This window comes from Bradyrhizobium sp. USDA 3262, assembly GCF_054060035.1.
In genome coordinates this window covers 1,575,238-1,593,041 of the sequence record NZ_JBSSCT010000001.1, presented here as the reverse complement: position 1 = coordinate 1,593,041, position 17,804 = coordinate 1,575,238, and the positions used below count along the sequence as shown (strand labels likewise).

The window sequence follows — 17,804 nt, the reverse complement described above, 5'->3', positions numbered from 1 at the left end:
TGACCACGCAGACGCGAAACGGAAGCGGAAATGATCTTGTTGACCGGCGGTGCCGGCTATATCGGGTCTCACATTGCTGTCGCGCTACTCGACGCCGGGCTCGATGTCGTCGCGGTCGACAATCTTTGCAACAGCAACAGCGCCTCCCTCGAACGGATACGAGCCATCTGCGGACGATCGGTCATTTTCCGGCATGCCGATATCCGCAATGAAGAGGCGATCTACCAGATCCTGCGCGCCCACGACGTGACCGCGGTCATTCATCTCGCCGGCCTCAAGGCGGTGGGCGAGTCCAGCGCGCAACCCATCACCTATTACGACAACAACGTCGTGGGAACGATGCGGCTCGTGTCGGCCATGACGCGAGCATCCGTCAAGACGCTGGTCTTTAGTTCATCCGCAACCGTTTACGGGACACCCGCGTACCTGCCGCTGGACGAGAAGCATCCTGTCGCGCCGATAAATCCATACGGCCGCACAAAATACTTCATCGAAGAAATCCTGAAGGATCTTCATGGGGCCGACAAGGATTGGCGGATTGCCATCTTGCGCTACTTCAATCCGGTTGGCGCCCACGAAAGCGGACTGATCGGAGAAGATCCTCTGGATGTGCCGAACAATCTGCTGCCGATTGTCGCACAAGTGGCGATCGGACGGCGTCCGAAGGTGCATGTTTGGGGAAACGACTATGATACTCCGGACGGCACCGGGATCCGTGACTACATTCACGTTGTCGATCTTGCATCCGGACATCTGAGCGCCCTGAGCCAACTGAGGCAGCCGGGCCTCCTGACTGTCAATCTCGGAACGGGAAGCGGCAGCAGCGTCATGGACGTGATCCAGACATTCAAGGAAGTGAGTGGCCGGCCAGTTCCGTATGTGATCGACCAACGCAGGGTCGGCGACGTCGCGATCTGCTATGCCGATCCAGTTCTCGCGAAGAACCTGTTGGGCTGGACATCAAAGCGATCCCTGACACAGATGTGTGCCGACCATTGGCATTTCCAGATGAAGAACCCGAATGGCTATCGCGGCGCGTAGTCGGCGAGAGCCGTCTGCGTCTTGCGCGGTCACGACGATGACCTAGCGGCTGCCAAGACCACACCATCTCGGTGGCTGACGAGAACTCCTGTGTTGTTCGAGGCCCGCTCAATCCCGCGCAAGATGGACGACTGCTCTCATCGGCGAGCGCAAGTAGCGCCGCTGCCCGGTCTGGTTAAGCCACCACTCACCAATGCTCGCAATCGGCAGGATGGCAGGATGCCGCACTGAATATTGGCTAATCCCGAATTGCTGCCTTCACTTGCTGTACAGCAAGGCATCTTCGGGAGCGGCGCGCTATGGTTGTGCGAGCCGACTTAGGTTGTTCAAGGTGGGACGGAATGCTTCTGGACAACGAGACGCCTGCCGCCACCATGTGTTCCGAGAGCTTCCGCGCTCGCGACAGTGGGGAGCCGGAAGCACGACTCACGATAGGCCAGATCATCGGTCGAACAGCCAGTCGGTTTCCGAACCAGCCGGCGATCGTCTCGAGCGCTTTCGAGCCTCTGACATACAGCGGTCTTGAACGCCAGTTGAATGCATTCCGACGGCGGCTGCGCTTGGCCGGATTCGACTGCAATACCCGGATCGGGGTCTTGATGCCGAACGGCCCGGAGGCGGTTCTCGCCATCGTGGCAGTCGCCTGCTGTACCGTCGCGGTGCCCCTCGACCCACGCCTCTCCCAGCCTGAGATCGAGCAGCGTCTCGACATGCTGAACCTGAGCGCCCTCGTTGTGCTGCAGGGCAGCGCCCCTGAAGCTCGCCAGGCCGCAGCTCGCAGAACGCTTGCCATTATAGAAGCCGCTCCGGTCGGACAGGGGCAGCTTGGACTCGAGATCGCCGTGCAAGTTTCCGCCTCCCCTGCCATCGACGCCGAGCCGGATCCGCGCTCCCCCGCCTTCATCCTGCAGACGTCGGGCACGACCGCGCAGCCGAAGCTCATTCCGTTCAGTCATGACAATATGCTGGCGGCGGCCGAACGCCTTCGGGCCTGGTTCGGCCTCACGTCCCGGGACCGATGCCTGAGCGTGTCGCCCCCGTACTATTCTCATGGGTTGAAAGTAACGGTCTTCACGCCGTTGCTCACGGGAGGCAGCATTGCCATCCCGGCGAACAATGCGATCGTCGCACTCGATGAGTGGTTCGATGTCCTGCGGCCGACCTGGTACTCGGCGGGCCCGACGCTTCACGCCACGGTGCTGGACAAGGCGCAGAGCCTCGAGAATGCAGGGGCTGCGCACACTCTGCGATTCGCCATGTCAGGCGGCGCGCCGCTGCCGAGGACCGTGCAGGACGGCCTGCAACACGCTCTGGGCGTGCCGGTGCTGGAGCATTACGGCTCCAGCGAGGCGGCGCAGATCGCCGCCAACCAGCTGCCGCCCGGTCCGAACAGGCCGGGCACCTGCGGGAGACCCTGGCCCGATACGGTGGCGATCGTTGGTGAGGATGGACATCCCCTGGCGGCCGGCGAGCGCGGAGAGATCTGGATTCGTGGACCGACCGTGACGTCGGGCTATCTCGATGCGCCGGAACTCAATCAAGCCGCTTTCACGAAGGGTTGGTTTCACACCGGCGATATCGGCAGCCTCGACGAAGACGGCTTCCTTTCGCTGGACGGCCGCCTGAGCGAGCTGATCAATCGCGGCGGTGAGAAGATTTCTCCCGCCGAGATCGAAGCCGCGCTATTGCGGCATTCGGCCGTCGCCGAAGCTGCGGCCTTCGCGATCTCACATCCGCGCCTGGGCGAGGACGTCGCAGTCGCCATCGTCCCTCATCGCGGCGCGCAGCCGACCGCTGCGGAGCTTCGCCAGTTCCTGCAACGCGAGTTGGCCTCGTTCAAGATTCCGAGACGCATTCTGACGCTCGACCATCTGCCGAAGGGGGTGACGGGAAAGGTTCAGCGGCGACGTCTGCGCGAGCTGGTCGACCGGCCACGGGGGCATCTGGCGCCGATGCCGGCGCCTGTCGCGAACGGGCCGCTGAATCTGGAAGCCGAGTTGCTGACGCTCTGGCGCAGGCTGCTCAAGAACCAGGCCGTGACCGTCGACAGCGATTTTTTTGCCAGCGGCGGAGACTCCCTTCTCGCGATGGAGATGCTGCTCGAGGTCGAGCGGCTCGTCGGCTATCCCGTGCCGGAAACCATCATGTTCGGGGCGGAAACCATCCGGCAATTTGCCGCAAGGGTTTCCGCACCAATGGACACGTGGGCGACGGCGTTCTTCCAGCCCCATGCGTGCGGCACGCGGTCTCCGCTGTACTTTTTTAACGGCGACCTTGTCAGCGGCCACGCGAGCGTGCGGCGGCTGGTAGAGCTTCTGGGGCCGGATTATCCGATCATCTCGATCAATCCCCACGGCCTTCATGGGGAGCCGATTCCGGTCTCGATCGAGGCCATGGCCGCCGACCGCCTGCCGTTCATCCTGGCAAGGCAAGCGAGCGGTCCCTTTCTTCTTGGTGGCAAGTGCAATGGCGCCATGGTGGCGTTCGAAGTGGCCCGCCAGCTGATGGCAGCCGGCCACACGGTTGATTTGGTCACGATGGTGGACCCGCCGACTGTCAGTGCCCGTCCAATGCCACGGGCGATCCTCAGGCTGCTGAAGCCGCTGGTTTCGCCTTATCTTTTGCGTTGGACCTTCGAGCAAATGGTGAGACTGGAGCGATACATGAAGCTCCCCGCGAACGGACAGACTGCGAGCGCCAAGGTCGAGATTCCCGCGGCGTTGTGGGACGCTCATTCAATCGCAATGGCGCAGTATTGTCCGGCGCCGCTCGAAATCCCTGTGGCCTTTTACGCGGCCGACCACGATGGCCGAGCGTGGCGGCATCTCAGCTCTCAACTGGAATTGATACAGGTGCCTGGCGGACATCCCGGCTGCCTGTTGATCGGTGCGGAACTGCTCGTGGATCACCTGCGGCGGAGATTTGAAAAACTCACCTCGGGATCGAGCGCCACGTGAGAAACCGGACGTCAGCCATGGCAGGCCGTGGTGAGCGGGCGGGGGATCAAGGCCGTCGGACGCCGAAGGCTGGAGCACGCTGCACCAGCCTTGAGCCCGGTCGATCTCAGCTTCACCTCGGCACAGTTGCTCCGCCGGCACAAGAGGCTAGCGTGGGTACTCAGGAAGGGTCCGCACCTCGATCAAATTCCGGATATAGTTCGCGTTATCGGCCTCCGCCGAGGCAACGGTCGGAGACGCCCAATCACGACGTGTCCGTCAGAGGGATGCCTGTGTGTGACCAGCCACCCGTCATCGGATCTTGCATCGGATCTTGCGCGCGCGTTGCAGCTTGGTCCTTCGGTCTTCCCGTCGCGGCGCGCGTTCGGTCCTCTGGCGTTGGAACGGGAAAGCATGCCTGAGACGGTTACCGATGTCAGCCTGGATGCCCTGGAGAGCATTGCGTGGCTTGAAACCTCATGGAAGGAGCTCGAAGCGCGAGTGACTCACTCGTTCTTCTTGTCCTGGCTCTGGATCGGCACCTGGCTCCGGCATATCCCGAAGGGCGCGCAACCACACGTCCTCGTGGCCCGGTCATCAGGCAAGATCGTTGGCCTGGCGGTCATTTGCCGGCGGAGAACGTGGAGTCTCGGGCCGCATGCACGGACGCGCTGGCTGCTCAATGAAACGGGAGATACCCGCTTCGACCGATTGTTCATCGAGTACAACGGCATTCTTGCAGAGCAATCCGATGCCATCATGTCGGCGGGTCTCAATGCGTTGACGTCCCGCCTGCACCGGTCGGATCAGTTGGTGCTCTCCGGAATTGATCCGGACCTTGAGGCGACTGCCAGTCGCGCCGCAGGCCTGGCTGGGCTCGTGACCGAGGTGAAACAGGCTGATGCGGCATTGTGGGTTGATTTTGTCCCGGTCCGCCAGCGAGGGGGCGATTATCGCGCCACATTGGGCCGCAGCACGCGCCAGGCCGTGAGCCGTGCCATGCGGTTATATGCCGAACGCGGCCCCGTTGAACTCCGCATCATGGAAACGACGACGGAGGCCCTCGCCGCGTTCGATCTGCTGAGCGACTTTCATCGGTCGCGATGGGGACGCAGGGGAGCCTTCGCCAATCCCGGCTTCCGTCCGTTTCACGAGGACCTCATTGCCCGCGGCGTTCCCACGGGGGCCGTTCGCATCTCACGGACGATGGTGGGGAACGAGACAATTGGGGTGGTGTACAATTTCGTGCACGACGGCCGTGTCCTGAACTACCAGAGCGGCTTTCTCTATGAGAGCGACAGCCGGCTCAAGCCCGGGCTCGTCAGCCATGTGCTGGCCATTGAGGACAGCATTGCACGCGGGGAAAGCGGCTACGACTTCCTGGCTGGTGGCGGCGGGCACAAGTCCCATCTGGCCAATCGGGAACAGGCCATGACGTGGATCGCTGTAGGCAAAGACAGTCCGGAGCGCCACATCGAGGCCAAGATCCGCAGCGCCAAGCGGATGCTACGAACCATTGCTACGAATCTTCCAAAAAAGACCGCGGCTCTATATTCGGTGTTCGGGACTAGTTCCTAGTCGATCGGTTTGGGCTCTTTGGCGAGAACCAACGTCTGGGTTGGCGATGTGGCCATTGTCGGTGCTGCGCCTTTTTGGCTGCCGGACCGGGTCGCGCTTACGCCCGGACTGCATCCATTGACCGTTTAGCGGTTTAACTCTCCTAGGAATATTCCCCGCTACCGCTTTGGCGGAAGGACGCGCCGCGCTTTGCCGCCGGGTCACTCAACCCAAGCCGCACAATCCGGGGGCACCGGATGGGAACTGGCAAAAAATGGGTAATTACGATGGTCCATTGAGCCACGGCGGTGCGCGACTAAAATTTCGACCAGCAGTCCGTTCGAATGCCCATCGCAAGACCCGTTCGCAACCTACCGGCGGCAATCCGGATCGAGGCCAATAGAAAGCAAGTTGTGATGGCTTTTCGCATAGGTGCCTGTGAACAGAGCGCGTGGGAAAATAGTCGTTCCTTTGACGGGCAAGGCTATCGCAAACTTGAAAGCGGAGCTCGCGGAGCCGGCACCGCCCGCTCGAGCTTTTCGGACAAAGCAGTTGAGCTGAGACGAGGGATCATCACGCCGGTTCTCGAGAATGATGGCTTGGAGGTCCTGGCATTCATGCTCCATGTGGAGCAGGACGTCATCCGGGAGCTAAGCGTTTGCCTCAACGCAGAGGAACATCGGCGCGCCGAGGGATTGAGATTGGAGCGAGACCGCCGCCGCTTCATCGTTAGCCGCTGGCAGCTGCGCCACGTGCTCGCGTCCAAACTGGGAATTTCGCTTGCGGAGATCGAGCTGGAATATGGACGGCTGGGCAAACCCCACCTCTCCCGCCGCATGCCCGCCCGCGACTTGCGCTTCAGCGTCTCACGATCCGGAGAAGTCGCGGTCATCGCCCTCTCGATCACGCAAGAGGTCGGGGTGGACATCGAGGCAGTTCTCCCTGTGCCCGAAGCGGACGAGATCGCAGCGCTCTGCCTTTCCACCTCCGAGTACGAGTCCTACGCCGCCCTCGATCCGGAAGACCGGCTGGAAGGCTTCCTGCAGCGCTGGACCCGGCTGGAGGCTGTCTCCAAGGCGCTGGGGTGCGGCCTGGGACAGCCGATTTGCTGGGATGAAAAGGATTGGGCTGTCCGAAGCTTCCTACCGCAACCTGGATATGTCGGGAGCGTGGTCGTCCGGAAATGAACTGTCATCCGGGGTCGAAGATACCGCGATGGCGCACGGAACAGGAAATGTCAGCTTCATCCATGAAAAGCCCGATGTCAGCGCAGGTGATGCAGTTTTCGGAGCTGCTCGCAGACCTCGCGGTCAAGGACATCAAGGTCTGGGTCGAGGGCGACCGGCTGCGCTGCAACGCCCCGGCCGGCGCGCTGACGGCGGAGCTTCGCGATCAGTTGCAGGGTCGGAAGGGCGAGATCATCGCGTTTCTGAACATGGCCACGGCCGCCGCCACGCAATCGCCTGCAATCGTTCCGTTGCAGTCCGGCGGAACACGCACGCCCATTTACGCCGTACCCGGTCATGTCGGGGCACCGTCCTCATTCCTGGACCTCGCGAAGAACCTGGGCGGCGATCAACCGTTCTACGCACTCCAACCGCCTGGCTTCGATGGGCAGAGCGAGCCGATGGACCGCGTCGAAGATATCGCCGAGTACTTCGCCCGCCAGATCGTCGAATATCAACCGACCGGTCCGTACATCATCGCCGGCTATTGCTCCGGCGCTTCAACAGCTTTCGAGCTGGCGCAAATCCTGGGACAACGGGAAGCGGAGGTCTCATGCGTTGCGCTGTTTGGCCCGCTTCACCCCACCACCTATGGGGAATGGCCGCGCCGGCTGTATTTCCTTGCCCGGGGCAAGGCGGAATCGTTCCTGCATGAGACAGCGAAGCTGCCGACATTCAGCGCCCGTCTTCGATATTTCGGCAGTCGCCTCCGCGAGCACTTCCGCGCCTTCGTCCCCCTCGTTGGCAAGAGCGAAGAGCCTGTCGCGGCAGATCCGGTGTTGGCGAGCAGGGCTCTACTCAAATCCACGGCGATCGCGGCCTTTCAGCGGTACGCTCCCACTGCGTATTCGGGTCGGGTTTGCATATTTCTTCCCAACAAAGCGTGGCTGCGATCGGGTGCCGCGCCACACCGATGGCTACCAGTAGTACCGCATGCCGAATTTTACTTCGGGCCCGATGACTGCAACGAAGCCACGATGCTGATGGAACCTGACGCACCTGCCATCGCAGACCTCTATCGCCAGGCAACCCAAAAGCAGAACGATTGACGTGATTTGATTTTTAGTTTTCCCGATGGGAGCGTATTTCATGAACGAAGTCCTACCTATCGCGCCGGAGGGCGTCGCGCTTCCTCTGCTGAAGGATTCCGATCATCAGGCGCTGGTTGTCGATTACAACGCCACGGCAACACGCTATCCGTCGGACAGGACGATCATCGATCTCTTCCGCGACCAGGCGACGCGCAGTCCTGACGCCGAAGCGATCCGCTTTGGCAATGCAACGCTGACCTACCGGCAGCTCGACGAACGCTCCAACCAGATGGCCGCGCATTTGGGCTCGACCGGCGTCGGTCCGGGCCGGATCGCCGTTGTTTTCATGGAGCACTCCATTGAAGTCGTCGTTGCGATCCTGGGTGTCCTGAAGTCCGGCGCAGCCTATGTGCCGGTGGATGCGGCAACGCCGAAGGGGCGTATCGCAACAATCCTGCAGGACATTTCCAACGGGACCGACGGGCGGGCGCCGGTGGCGATCACCCAGTCGCGCCTACGTTCCGGCATTCCCCCGGACCTTGCCGACATTTTCGTGCTCGACGCCGATTTCGATTCGATCATGAATCAGCCGGCCTCGGCCCGGCCGTCCGCGGCCACGCCGGACGGCGCCGCCTATATCATCTTCACCTCGGGCTCGACCGGCACGCCCAAGGGCGTCGAGATCGAGCACCGGAGCCTGGTGAACTACATCTGGTGGGCCGCCCAGGTGTACAGTTCCGGCGAGAGCCTCGCATGGCCCCTCTTCTCATCCCTCGCATTTGACCTGACCGTCACAACGCTCTTTACGCCACTCATCACCGGCGGCCGCATTGTGGTCTATCTTGGCGATCCCGGAGTGCAGAGCATGGTCGCGCTCAAGGTGATCGACGACAATGCGGTCGATATCATCAAGCTGACGCCGGCGCATCTCGCGATGATCCGCGACCGCAATCTTGAGACCACAAGACTGCGCAAGTTCATCGTGGGCGGTGAGGACTTTAAGGCCGCGCTGGCTCGCGACATCACCAACGCTATTCCCCATCCCATCGAAATCTACAACGAGTATGGACCAACCGAAGCCACGGTGGGCTGCATGATTCACCGTTTCGACACCGACCGGGATCAATCCGCATCGGTGCCGATCGGCGTTCCGGCCGCGAACGCGGGAATCTACGTCCTCAGCAAGGAATATCAGCCCACCGGCCCCGGGATCATCGGTGAGATGTTCATTGCCGGCGACGGTCTCGCGAGAGGTTATTTCAATCGCGCTGATCTGACCGACGAACGTTTCCGCACGGTCGCCGATCCCCGAGATGGGCGCTCGAAGCTGCGGCTCTATAAGACGGGCGATCTCGCCCGCTGGAACTCCGAAGGACGCCTGGAATTTCTCGGCCGCGCCGATCATCAGGTGAAAGTCGGTGGCACCCGTATCGAGCTGGGCGAGATCGAGGCTCGGCTGCTCAAGCACCCGGAAGTTCAGGAATGCGCCGTCGTCGCCATCGCCACCTCGATGACGAAAGCGGCGACGCAGAAAACGAACGGCCATGTCGAACCGTCGACGCCCGAAGACGGCATCGCACGGCTTGTGGCCTACTATGTCTCGTCGAAAGCTCCGACCGTGGCGGACCTGCGCGCGCACCTCGCCGAAGAACTCTTGGAGTCGATGATTCCGACGCACTACGTTCGCCTCGAGCGGATGCCGCTCACGTCCAACGGCAAGATCGACCGCTCGTCGCTTCCCGAGCCGACGGCGGAAAACATCCAGCCGGCGCAAGTCTTCGCCGCCCCCTCGACAGAGACCGAGAAGACCCTGGCCGCGCTATGGTGCCAACTCCTGAAACTCGAGTCGATCGGACGCCACGACAACTTCTTCGACCTTGGCGGGGAGTCGCTCCTGGTGGTGCGAGCGGTGTCGCGCATGCGAAAGATCTTCGGCGTCGACGTGCAGCTTCGCAACCTCTTTGAGCGCCCGACACTGGCCGAACTGGCGGAAATCATCGACGGCATGCGCTGGGTGGCCGGTTCCAATACCCCTTCCCTCTCGGAGGGACCGAGAGAGGAGGTCGAACTCTAGCCGGAAGGCCTCCGCCCGGTCTTGGGCGTCGGGACAGGCCTTTGAGTCAGCTCGTAGCAGATCGGATGAAGACGATGGACAAAGCTTGGATGTCGGCGCGAGAGCCGGAGCTGCCTTGGATGGCGGCGGAGTATGAGCTCTTACGGGACCAGGTCCGCCGGTTCGTCAAGGAGGAAATCAAGCCCTGCGCGGATCGCTGGGAAGAGAACGGGTTCATTCCGCGTTCGATCCTGCGCCGCATGGGCGAGCTCGGTTTCTTCGGCATCCGCTACCCGGCTGAGTATGGCGGCGCCGAAATGGACTCTGTCGCGTCAACGGTCTTCGCCGAGGAGCTCGGGCGCTCGACCTATGGCGGCGTCGCCGACGCGATGCTCGTCCATGCCGACATGGCGTCCTTGTATGTCTTTCACGACGGGACCAAATCCCAGCGGGCCCGCTGGATGCCTGGCATTGTCAGCGGCGAGGTGATCACCGCGGTCGCCATCACGGAGCCGGATGCGGGCTCGGACGTGAAAGCCATCCGCACGCGCGCGGTTCGAGACGGCGACTCCTACGTGCTCGACGGCACGAAGCTCTACATCACGAACGGCGTCCACGCGGATCTCTACTGCGTCGCGGCCAAGACGGATCCCGCGGCAGGAACCAACGGGATCACGATGTTCCTCGTCGAGAAGGGGACGCCAGGCTTCAGCGTCGCGCGCGAGCTGGACAAGCTCGGCTGGCGCTCCTCCGACACGGCGGAACTTGTCTTCGACGGTTGCCGCATCTCCGCCGAGAACGTGCTTGGCGCGGAGGGACAAGGCTTCTACTCAATCATGCGAAACTTGCAGAACGAGCGCCTTGTCCTCGCCGCCATGTCGATAGGGATGGCCGAGGCGGCGATCGATATGACCGTCACCTACGTGAAGACCCGCCGCGCATTCGGGGGCGTCCTTTGGGACATGCAGGCGATCCGTCAACGTCTCGCGATGCTCTCTGCGAAAGTAGAGGCAAGCCGTCAGTTTCTCTATGCCACTGCTTGGCGCATGGCGGCCGACGACGATTGCCTGCGCGAGACCTCGATGTTGAAGGCCATCTGCGGCGAACTCGTCAACGAGGTCGCATATGCGTGCGTGCAGTTCCACGGCGCTATGGGCGTCATGCGCGAGAGCGCGATCGAGCGCGTAGCGCGTGACGCGCGCGTCCTCTCCATCGCCGGCGGCGCGACGGAGGTGATGCTTGAGGTGGTCGCGTCGATGTCATGATCTTGATGCGGCGCCGACGACGTCGCTCTGGCATTGGTTGCAGGAAGGCCGAGTGCCGGCTCTTCGTGCGGCGGTCCGGGCTTGGATCGATTCGGCATCCGGGCCGGTCGCGGCGACCGACGCAGCAAACGGCGCGCCGGATTCACCGATTTCACTCCGCCGCTGCAACCCGTTCGCTCGATGAGGCCTCCGAACTGCCGAGGCTTCCAGCTGATTGAACATGATCAATGGCCTGAACGTGTATCCCTTTCACTGCCCTTCCAGATGGGTCATTCATGCTCGCAAATTGCTGAGACCAGAGAAACGCGGTCGGCGTGGAGCATGCGATCGAAGGACCGACGGGGACAGTTAGGCAGGCTGTCGGGTTGTCGAAAACGCCATCAAAGATGGTCCTGTAGAAATATCCCTCTTTGGACGTCGGCGTTTGCCGCGGAAAGCGCTTGCTCGCCTCCGCGAGCATCTGATCCGAGACTTTATTCTCGGCTTGATGTTTCAAGCTCTCAATCCAGCTATACCCCACCCCGTCGGAAAACTGCTCCTTCTGACGCCACAAGATCGCTTGCGGCAACAGATCGGTAAATGCTTCCCGCAATATGCCCTTCTCGATTTTCTCCCCAGGGCACATTTTCTCGGCGGGGTTTATCGACATTGCGTAGTCCAGGAATTCCTTGTCCAGGAAGGGCACACGAGCTTCGACCCCCCAGGCCGCCATTGCCTTGTTCGCGCGACAGCAATCATACTTGCTGAGCGCAAAGATCTTTCGGACGGTCTCCTCATGGAATTCTTCCGCTGATGGTGCCATGTGGAAGTAGAGATAGCCGCCAAATACCTCGTCAGCGCCTTCTCCGGACAACACCATTTTGATGCCCATTGATTTTATCTTACGCGCCATGAGGTACATCGGCGTGCCGGCACGAATGGTGGTGACATCAAAGGTCTCCAGGTGCCGGATCACGTCCGGCAATGCGTCCAACCCTTCCTGCACGGTAAAGACAATCTCATGATGGACCGTGCCGATGTGAGCCGCCACGTCTCGCGCATGCTTCATGTCAGGTGAGTTTTCGAGGCCGACGGAGAACGAGTGCAGCCTCGGCCACCATGCTTCTTCGGTTTCTCCCGACTCGATCCGCTTGAAGCGGTGGCGGGCCGCGAGCGCCGCGATAAGCGAAGAGTCGAGCCCCCCGGAAATAAGCACTCCGTAAGGCACATCGCACATCATTTGCTGCTTGACCGCAGCTTCGAGCGACGTCCGGAGTTCCTGCAGGGATACCTTCCTCGTTGGAAGAGTATGTGCCCACTGTGGATCATACCACTTGACGAACTGTCCGGCCTTTCCGCTGTAATGATGTCCCGGAGGGAACTCCCGGATCGTCTCGCATACGCCATCGAGAGCCTTCATTTCGCTCGCGACGTAAGTCGTGCCGTCGCTGCCCCATCCGATGTAAAGCGGAACGATGCCGATGTGGTCTCGGGCGACGAAGAAATCGCCACTGCGCTCGTCGAAGAGGGCAAATGCAAAAATTCCACTCAGCATATTGCACACGGCAGGTCCGTACTCGTCGTAGAGATAGAGGATAATTTCGCAGTCGGACTTCGTCTTCCAAGCGTGCGGCAGCTTCAGTGCCTCGCGCAAAGCGACATGATTGTAGATCTCTCCGTTCACGGCCAACGCCCGACCCGCGGTGACGTCGAGAAGGGGTTGAGCACCGTGCTCCACGTCGACAATGGAAAGGCGCTCGTGCGCGAGCACTGCGCCGTCGCTGGAGTAGATGCCGCTCCAGTCTGGCCCGCGGTGCCTGACTGTCTTGGCCATCTCGAGCGCCCGGCTGCGAACCGTCTCGATCGAATCCTTAAATCCAAAGATGCCAACGAAGCCGCACAAGGAGGTCACCCTTCTGTGAGTTCTAGATCGCAGAGAAGCGGAAGAGCGGATCGAGAACGGTCAAGGTCACAAAATATTCAAGGTTCAGATCAAGCGGAATTACCCTCTGCCTAAGCGGCGTCACCGTCGGATAGGCGATAAAATATGCGGACAAGCGGCATCAAACTCCATGGCTGCTCGTGTCTTCCAATTCCAGGTAGTCCCTGATGCGGGCTGACCGGCCGCTTCATGCGATCGACCGGAGTGCAAATTCCTCGCCTCGCTTGATGTGCCGATCTCGACCACGATGCCGCTTCCGGCTTCGTCACCTGCTGTCGCGCCGCGAGTCTGCCGCGGTCACCTCAGACCGGCCTATCACGACGGGGGCATTTGAACTGCTCAGCTTTCGGGGTGACGCGTCGGGACCGTCCTGGTATCGCAGCGAGACCTCGATGGTGTCGCCCGGCTGCAACTCAGCGTCCTCGTTCACGACAATCCGTTCCGGTCCCTTCTCGCTCTTTCTAATAATGACAATATCCGGCTTACTGCCGGCGCCCCGTGCGAGCTGCGATCGAACCATCGAAGTGTACTGAAGCTTCTCGCCGACGCTCTGCAGTTTCTCGCGAATCTGATTGAGCTTTAAGCTGGTCTCTTGCAGCTCACGAAACAGATCAAGCTTCCGCTGATCGTCGAGCTTTGCCAACCGTCTGGCGTACTCGTCCTGCAATTTCTTGACCTGGAGCAATTGCGCAGAGGTCTGCAGCCTCCGGGTCGCCGACAGCAGAACCGCGCGACGCGCATCCGTCACGCGAGGGCTGATCAACGATCCCTTGCCGAACAGGTCGGTCGCTTTCTGAAGGTCCTCGACGTCGGACTGAAGTCCCTCTTCATCTTTCTTTTGCTGCTCCGATAGTACGCGGACCTCGTCGTCTCCCTGCCGAACGCTGCGCTGCAAGTACGCCTTTTCCTGCTGATAGTCACTCTGCTTCGTCTTCAGATATTCGGCTTCCGCATTGACGATTTCCGAAACCGCCGACCGGGCTATCGGCACGTCGGCAAGAGAAGCGCTTGGATTGATCTGCGTCCCTTTCCCCGAGTTCGCTCTTGATGCGCCACATACGCGCCTGTTCCTTGGCGAGTTCTGTCCAGAGCGATCCATACTCGCTTCTCAGGTCAGCTGACTCGAGATACGGGTTATTCATCCTGATATGCATGATGTCGTAGCCACCCGCCATGGCGATGAGCTGGCGCGCGGTGCTCGCCGGACGATAAGGGTACTCGCCCGGCTTCGACACGTCCCCGTTGACGTAAACAGGCCTGTACTCCGCCACGATCGCCGTGACCTGATCTGCATCTATCACGACCACGACCTCGCGGCCGTCCACGGTCCTCTGTCGAAAGACCTTGCTCGTCAGTGCGGCCCCGACCTTGGCCCGAATCTCTTGCAACGGCAGGCCGGCGACCGGGACCATCCCAACCAGCGGCAACGAGATATTGCCATCGACCTGGACCGGAGCACGCTGCCGCAGCTCCGGCACGCCGGCTACCGCGACCTCCAGAACATCTCCGACGTTCACTCGATATTCGGCTTTCGCCTGAGCGGAAATCGTCAGGCCAACAGCCACCAGGCCCCATCTGACACAACGGCCGGATTGACCGCCACGGTTGTCAAGATGAAAGAAATTACGCAGCTTGGCGTTCGGCATGGCGTGCTCGATGGCTCGGTCTCACTGAATGATCGACAATCTAAACCCGCAGCGCCTCGGCTCAACTGACCATCGTAGTTACTCCCGGCTACCCATTTATTGCCAGTCCGCCTCCTGACCCGAATGCTATTGTTTTTGTCAGGGGGACGGACTGCTTGACGGACTGCTTGGGAGTAACCGGTGAGTTATGCGTTTTTCACCAATTCGCCGGCTCCTACCGAGCGTTCGGCGCATTCGGTCACTGGCCGCAAGGCAATTCCGGCTGACATTGGCAAGAATCGATTGGCCGCCTTGCTGGTATTGGCGGCAGGCGCCGAGTTCGTCCTCGTAGCCGTTGGGGCTTTTGCCGCCGCCGTCCTCTATTACCGACTGGTCCTTCAGCTCGACTATCCGGACACTCCCAAATATATCCTGGAATCCATTCTGATTGCCACGTTGCAGCTGCTCGTATCCGTTGGGCTGCGGCAGTATTCGCGGATCCAGACGCAGCCCCGGCACATCTTCATGTGGAGCGGCGTCAGCGCCGTCTTCTTCGTATTCTCCTTCTTCATCTCGACGATATTTCTTCTCAAGATCTCGGACGGCTACTCGCGCGCGACCGTGATGGCCCAGGCAGCAAGCGTCATCGTCATGGTGCTCTGCGCGCGGGCAATATGCTTCTCGTTGCTGCAACCTGCCATCGCATCCGGACTGATCGATGCCAGGCGCGTCATCCTCATAGGTGAACCGGGCCACTGCTTGAATTTTTCCGGACGAGTGAGCGCCACCGGAATCCGGACCATTCGCTCGTTCGAGTTGCCGACCTTTCGCACTGGCGCTTCGGCACCGGAGGTGCGATCCCATGTCCGAGAACTGATCGCGGAGTGCCGGCCGCTGCGAGCGGATGACATTGTCATTCTGACCTCGGAGTCGGATGTTCCGGCTGCCCTCGCGCTCGCCGGCGCCCTGTCAGAGCTCCCGGTTGACGTTCACGTCGTCCCGGTCGGCGCAATCGACCTCATGGCCGTGTCGCGCATCACGCAGTTCGGCAACATGGTGACGATGCGGATCTTCCAGTCTCCGCTGACGCCGTTCCACCGGGCAATCAAACGAGCCTTCGACATCGCGGCTGCAACTGTCGGACTTATCATCATCAGTCCCCTCTTCGTCATCCTTCCACTCGCAATCAAGCTCGATTCCCCCGGGCCGGTGCTATTTCGTCAGACGCGGCACGGCTACAACAACGAGACTATTCGCGTGCTGAAATTCAGATCGATGACCGTGATGGAGGACGGCGACAATTTCAAGCAGGTGACCAGGCACGATCCACGCGTGACCCGGTTGGGGCGCTTCATGCGCCACAGCAATATCGATGAGCTTCCACAGCTCTTCAACGTGCTGGTCGGCGATATGTCACTCGTCGGACCGCGTCCGCACGCGACCTCGCAGAACGAGAGCTTCGCCCGCCTGATTTCGTCATTCTCCCGCCGCCACAACGTCAAGCCCGGCATTACCGGCTGGGCACAGGTCAACGGCTATCGCGGCGAAACCGACACCTTGGAGAAGATGCAACGCCGTGTCGAGCACGACCTGTATTACATCGACAATTGGTCATTCCTTCTCGATCTCAAGATCATCGTCATGACCCTCTTCTCCAGAAAGGTCTATTGGAATGCCTGTTAACGCGATGTCGATTGCTGCGTGCACTCCGTACAGCAAGACCGCAAGGGCATTGCAATCGATCCCGTTCCGGTTTGATCGGCGGAGGCTTCGGTAGGCCACCAGTAACTGCAGGTTCGAGACAAATGCTGCAAACTCACAGAACAGACAATTCGGCACCTCAGGACCCGATGCCGCCTGAATTTGGTTCGCCGGCCGAATTCGTGGCGGAGGGCTTCGCCTTTTTGCGCCGCCGCCTCTCGATCATACTGCTGACGTGTTTTCTGATGTTTGGCGCCGGCTTGCTCTATCTCGTTGTCACCGTTCCGACGTTTACGGCAACCGCGCAACTCATCGTCGACGCCAAGTCGGCTTCTTCCAACGACACGGCGTCGGCAACGACGGCCGTCGAAAGCCAGGTCGCAATCCTGAAGTCCGAAAGTGTCGCTCGCGCGGCGATCGCGAAGCTCGGTTTGGCGGGGGATCGGGAATTCTCCAGCGGCGCCCTGCACCGCTTCAGCCGGTCGATATCAGGGATGCTCGGCTGGAGCAGACCGGACACGGACGTCGTCACGCGTGATGCGATGGAAGCATTCGCGCGCAAGCTCTCGGTGAAGCGCGCCGGCCTCACCTACATTGTCGATCTCGCCTTCAACTCCGCCGACCCCGATCGGGCAGCGCAGGTCCTGGACACCATCGTAGAGACCTACATTACGACGCAGATGGACGCGAAATACAAATGGGGTCTGCAAAACGAGAAATGGGTCAAGGATCGTGTCAACGAATTGAGCAGCCAGGCGTCGACTGCCAAAAAGGCCGTAGCGGATTACAAGACTGGCATGGCGGCTCCCGCGAACACCGCCGCGGCAGGTCCACCCTCGGCGCAATCGACCGGAACGACGCAAGACGAACTCCGCGAACTGGAAGCCACGGCGGACGCCGCCGCCAAGACGTATGACAGTTTCCTCCGCATGTTGCGTTACATGGACGCCATGCAGCAGCAATCCGCGCCGGTGTTCGAGGCTCGTCTGCTCACCGGGGTGTCTCATCCCTACACGGCCAGCTCGCCAAACGCCCGATTGATACTTGGATCGGCGATCCTCGGCGGCATGCTTCTGGGGATTGGAATTGGATTGCTACGCGACAGGTCTGACCGGGAACGCGCCCCCGCGCGCAGGTCTGCAGGCACCGCACCCGGAGGAACTGCAGTGGTCCAGGGGCTCAAGGCGAGCGGCGTCAAGCCCCATTTCGATGGTTCGTTCAAGGTCGAGAAACAACATACGTACAAGGAGGCCAATCCTGACTTATAGGCGCATGAATTGGCTCCCGATCGCGATACGCAAGCTCGATTGAAATGCCCCCGTACATCACCGTCGAACAGTGCGCGTCGGCGAACCGCCTTCATCGCGATGAAGGCAGCATGCTTCCCGCTGCGGCCACCGGAGTGGGTAATCCAGAAGGGCCGAACGCTCTCCGCAGCCGTGGGGTTA

The 17,804-nt window shown here is 61.0% G+C and carries 12 protein-coding genes; 9 read left to right on the top strand and 3 right to left on the bottom strand.

All coding sequences use genetic code 11. From position 1 onward, the window contains the following. Nucleotides 1-30: 30 nt before the first annotated feature. The 7 genes from galE to ACVWYP_RS07315 all read left to right on the top strand — a co-directional run bounded on the left by galE (nt 31) and on the right by ACVWYP_RS07315 (nt 11,109). Complete coding sequence (gene galE, locus ACVWYP_RS07345; protein ID WP_304498240.1) at nt 31-1,041, top strand: UDP-glucose 4-epimerase GalE; 1,011 nt, start codon at nt 31-33, stop codon at nt 1,039-1,041. Between the two features lie 341 nt (nt 1,042-1,382). Then, the gene (locus ACVWYP_RS07340) at nt 1,383-3,998 is read left to right on the top strand and encodes an AMP-binding protein (RefSeq protein ID WP_304498239.1); all 2,616 of its coding nucleotides are present in this window, start codon (nt 1,383-1,385) and stop codon (nt 3,996-3,998) included. A gap of 276 nt (nt 3,999-4,274) precedes the next feature. After that, entirely contained in the window at nt 4,275-5,555 is a 1,281-nt protein-coding gene (locus ACVWYP_RS07335) for a GNAT family N-acetyltransferase (RefSeq protein WP_304498238.1), read from the top strand. 323 nt (nt 5,556-5,878) lie between these two features. Beyond that, on the top strand, nt 5,879-6,721 hold the full coding sequence (locus ACVWYP_RS07330; protein WP_304498237.1) for a 4'-phosphopantetheinyl transferase family protein: 843 nt from the start codon (nt 5,879-5,881) through the stop codon (nt 6,719-6,721). Between the two features lie 47 nt (nt 6,722-6,768). Further along, a complete protein-coding gene (locus ACVWYP_RS07325; RefSeq protein WP_304498236.1) occupies nt 6,769-7,809 on the top strand; it encodes a thioesterase domain-containing protein in 1,041 nt (346 codons plus the stop codon). Between the two features lie 40 nt (nt 7,810-7,849). Then, the gene (locus tag ACVWYP_RS07320; protein WP_304498235.1) at nt 7,850-9,865 is read left to right on the top strand and encodes a non-ribosomal peptide synthetase; all 2,016 of its coding nucleotides are present in this window, start codon (nt 7,850-7,852) and stop codon (nt 9,863-9,865) included. A 65-nt stretch (nt 9,866-9,930) separates the two neighbouring features. Beyond that, nucleotides 9,931-11,109 (top strand): acyl-CoA dehydrogenase family protein, encoded by a 1,179-nt coding sequence (locus tag ACVWYP_RS07315; RefSeq protein WP_304498234.1) that lies wholly within the window; start codon nt 9,931-9,933, stop codon nt 11,107-11,109. Between the two features lie 151 nt (nt 11,110-11,260). Here ACVWYP_RS07315 and asnB read toward each other — a convergent pair whose 3' ends face one another. The 3 genes from asnB to ACVWYP_RS07300 form a co-directional block, all read right to left on the bottom strand. Continuing rightward, the gene (gene asnB / locus ACVWYP_RS07310; RefSeq protein ID WP_304498233.1) at nt 11,261-13,000 is read right to left on the bottom strand and encodes an asparagine synthase B; all 1,740 of its coding nucleotides are present in this window, start codon (nt 12,998-13,000) and stop codon (nt 11,261-11,263) included. A gap of 295 nt (nt 13,001-13,295) precedes the next feature. Further along, nucleotides 13,296-13,925: a hypothetical protein gene (locus ACVWYP_RS07305; RefSeq protein ID WP_456684011.1), complete on the bottom strand. Its 630-nt coding sequence runs from the start codon at nt 13,923-13,925 to the stop codon at nt 13,296-13,298. A gap of 22 nt (nt 13,926-13,947) precedes the next feature. Next, a complete protein-coding gene (locus tag ACVWYP_RS07300; protein WP_456684010.1) occupies nt 13,948-14,676 on the bottom strand; it encodes a polysaccharide biosynthesis/export family protein in 729 nt (242 codons plus the stop codon). 180 nt (nt 14,677-14,856) lie between these two features. Between ACVWYP_RS07300 and ACVWYP_RS07295 the strand changes: the two genes are divergently transcribed. Together ACVWYP_RS07295 and ACVWYP_RS07290 are read left to right on the top strand one after the other, a co-directional pair. After that, a complete protein-coding gene (locus ACVWYP_RS07295) occupies nt 14,857-16,338 on the top strand; it encodes an undecaprenyl-phosphate glucose phosphotransferase (protein ID WP_304498231.1) in 1,482 nt (493 codons plus the stop codon). 167 nt (nt 16,339-16,505) lie between these two features. Continuing rightward, nucleotides 16,506-17,624 (top strand): Wzz/FepE/Etk N-terminal domain-containing protein, encoded by a 1,119-nt coding sequence (locus ACVWYP_RS07290; RefSeq protein ID WP_304498230.1) that lies wholly within the window; start codon nt 16,506-16,508, stop codon nt 17,622-17,624. Nucleotides 17,625-17,804: the final 180 nt, after the last annotated feature.

Bases quoted from the DNA above. Each gene is read 5' to 3' on its own strand.
- galE (WP_304498240.1), top strand. From the start codon at position 31: ATGATCTTGTTGACCGGCGGTGCCGGCTATATCGGGTCTCACATTGCT.
- ACVWYP_RS07340 (WP_304498239.1), top strand. From the start codon at position 1,383: ATGCTTCTGGACAACGAGACGCCTGCCGCCACCATGTGTTCCGAGAGC.
- ACVWYP_RS07330 (WP_304498237.1), top strand. From the start codon at position 5,879: ATGCCCATCGCAAGACCCGTTCGCAACCTACCGGCGGCAATCCGGATC.
- ACVWYP_RS07325 (WP_304498236.1), top strand. From the start codon at position 6,769: ATGTCAGCTTCATCCATGAAAAGCCCGATGTCAGCGCAGGTGATGCAG.
- ACVWYP_RS07320 (WP_304498235.1), top strand. From the start codon at position 7,850: ATGAACGAAGTCCTACCTATCGCGCCGGAGGGCGTCGCGCTTCCTCTG.
- ACVWYP_RS07315 (WP_304498234.1), top strand. From the start codon at position 9,931: ATGAAGACGATGGACAAAGCTTGGATGTCGGCGCGAGAGCCGGAGCTG.
- ACVWYP_RS07300 (WP_456684010.1), bottom strand. From the start codon at position 14,676: ATGCCGAACGCCAAGCTGCGTAATTTCTTTCATCTTGACAACCGTGGC.
- ACVWYP_RS07290 (WP_304498230.1), top strand. From the start codon at position 16,506: ATGCCGCCTGAATTTGGTTCGCCGGCCGAATTCGTGGCGGAGGGCTTC.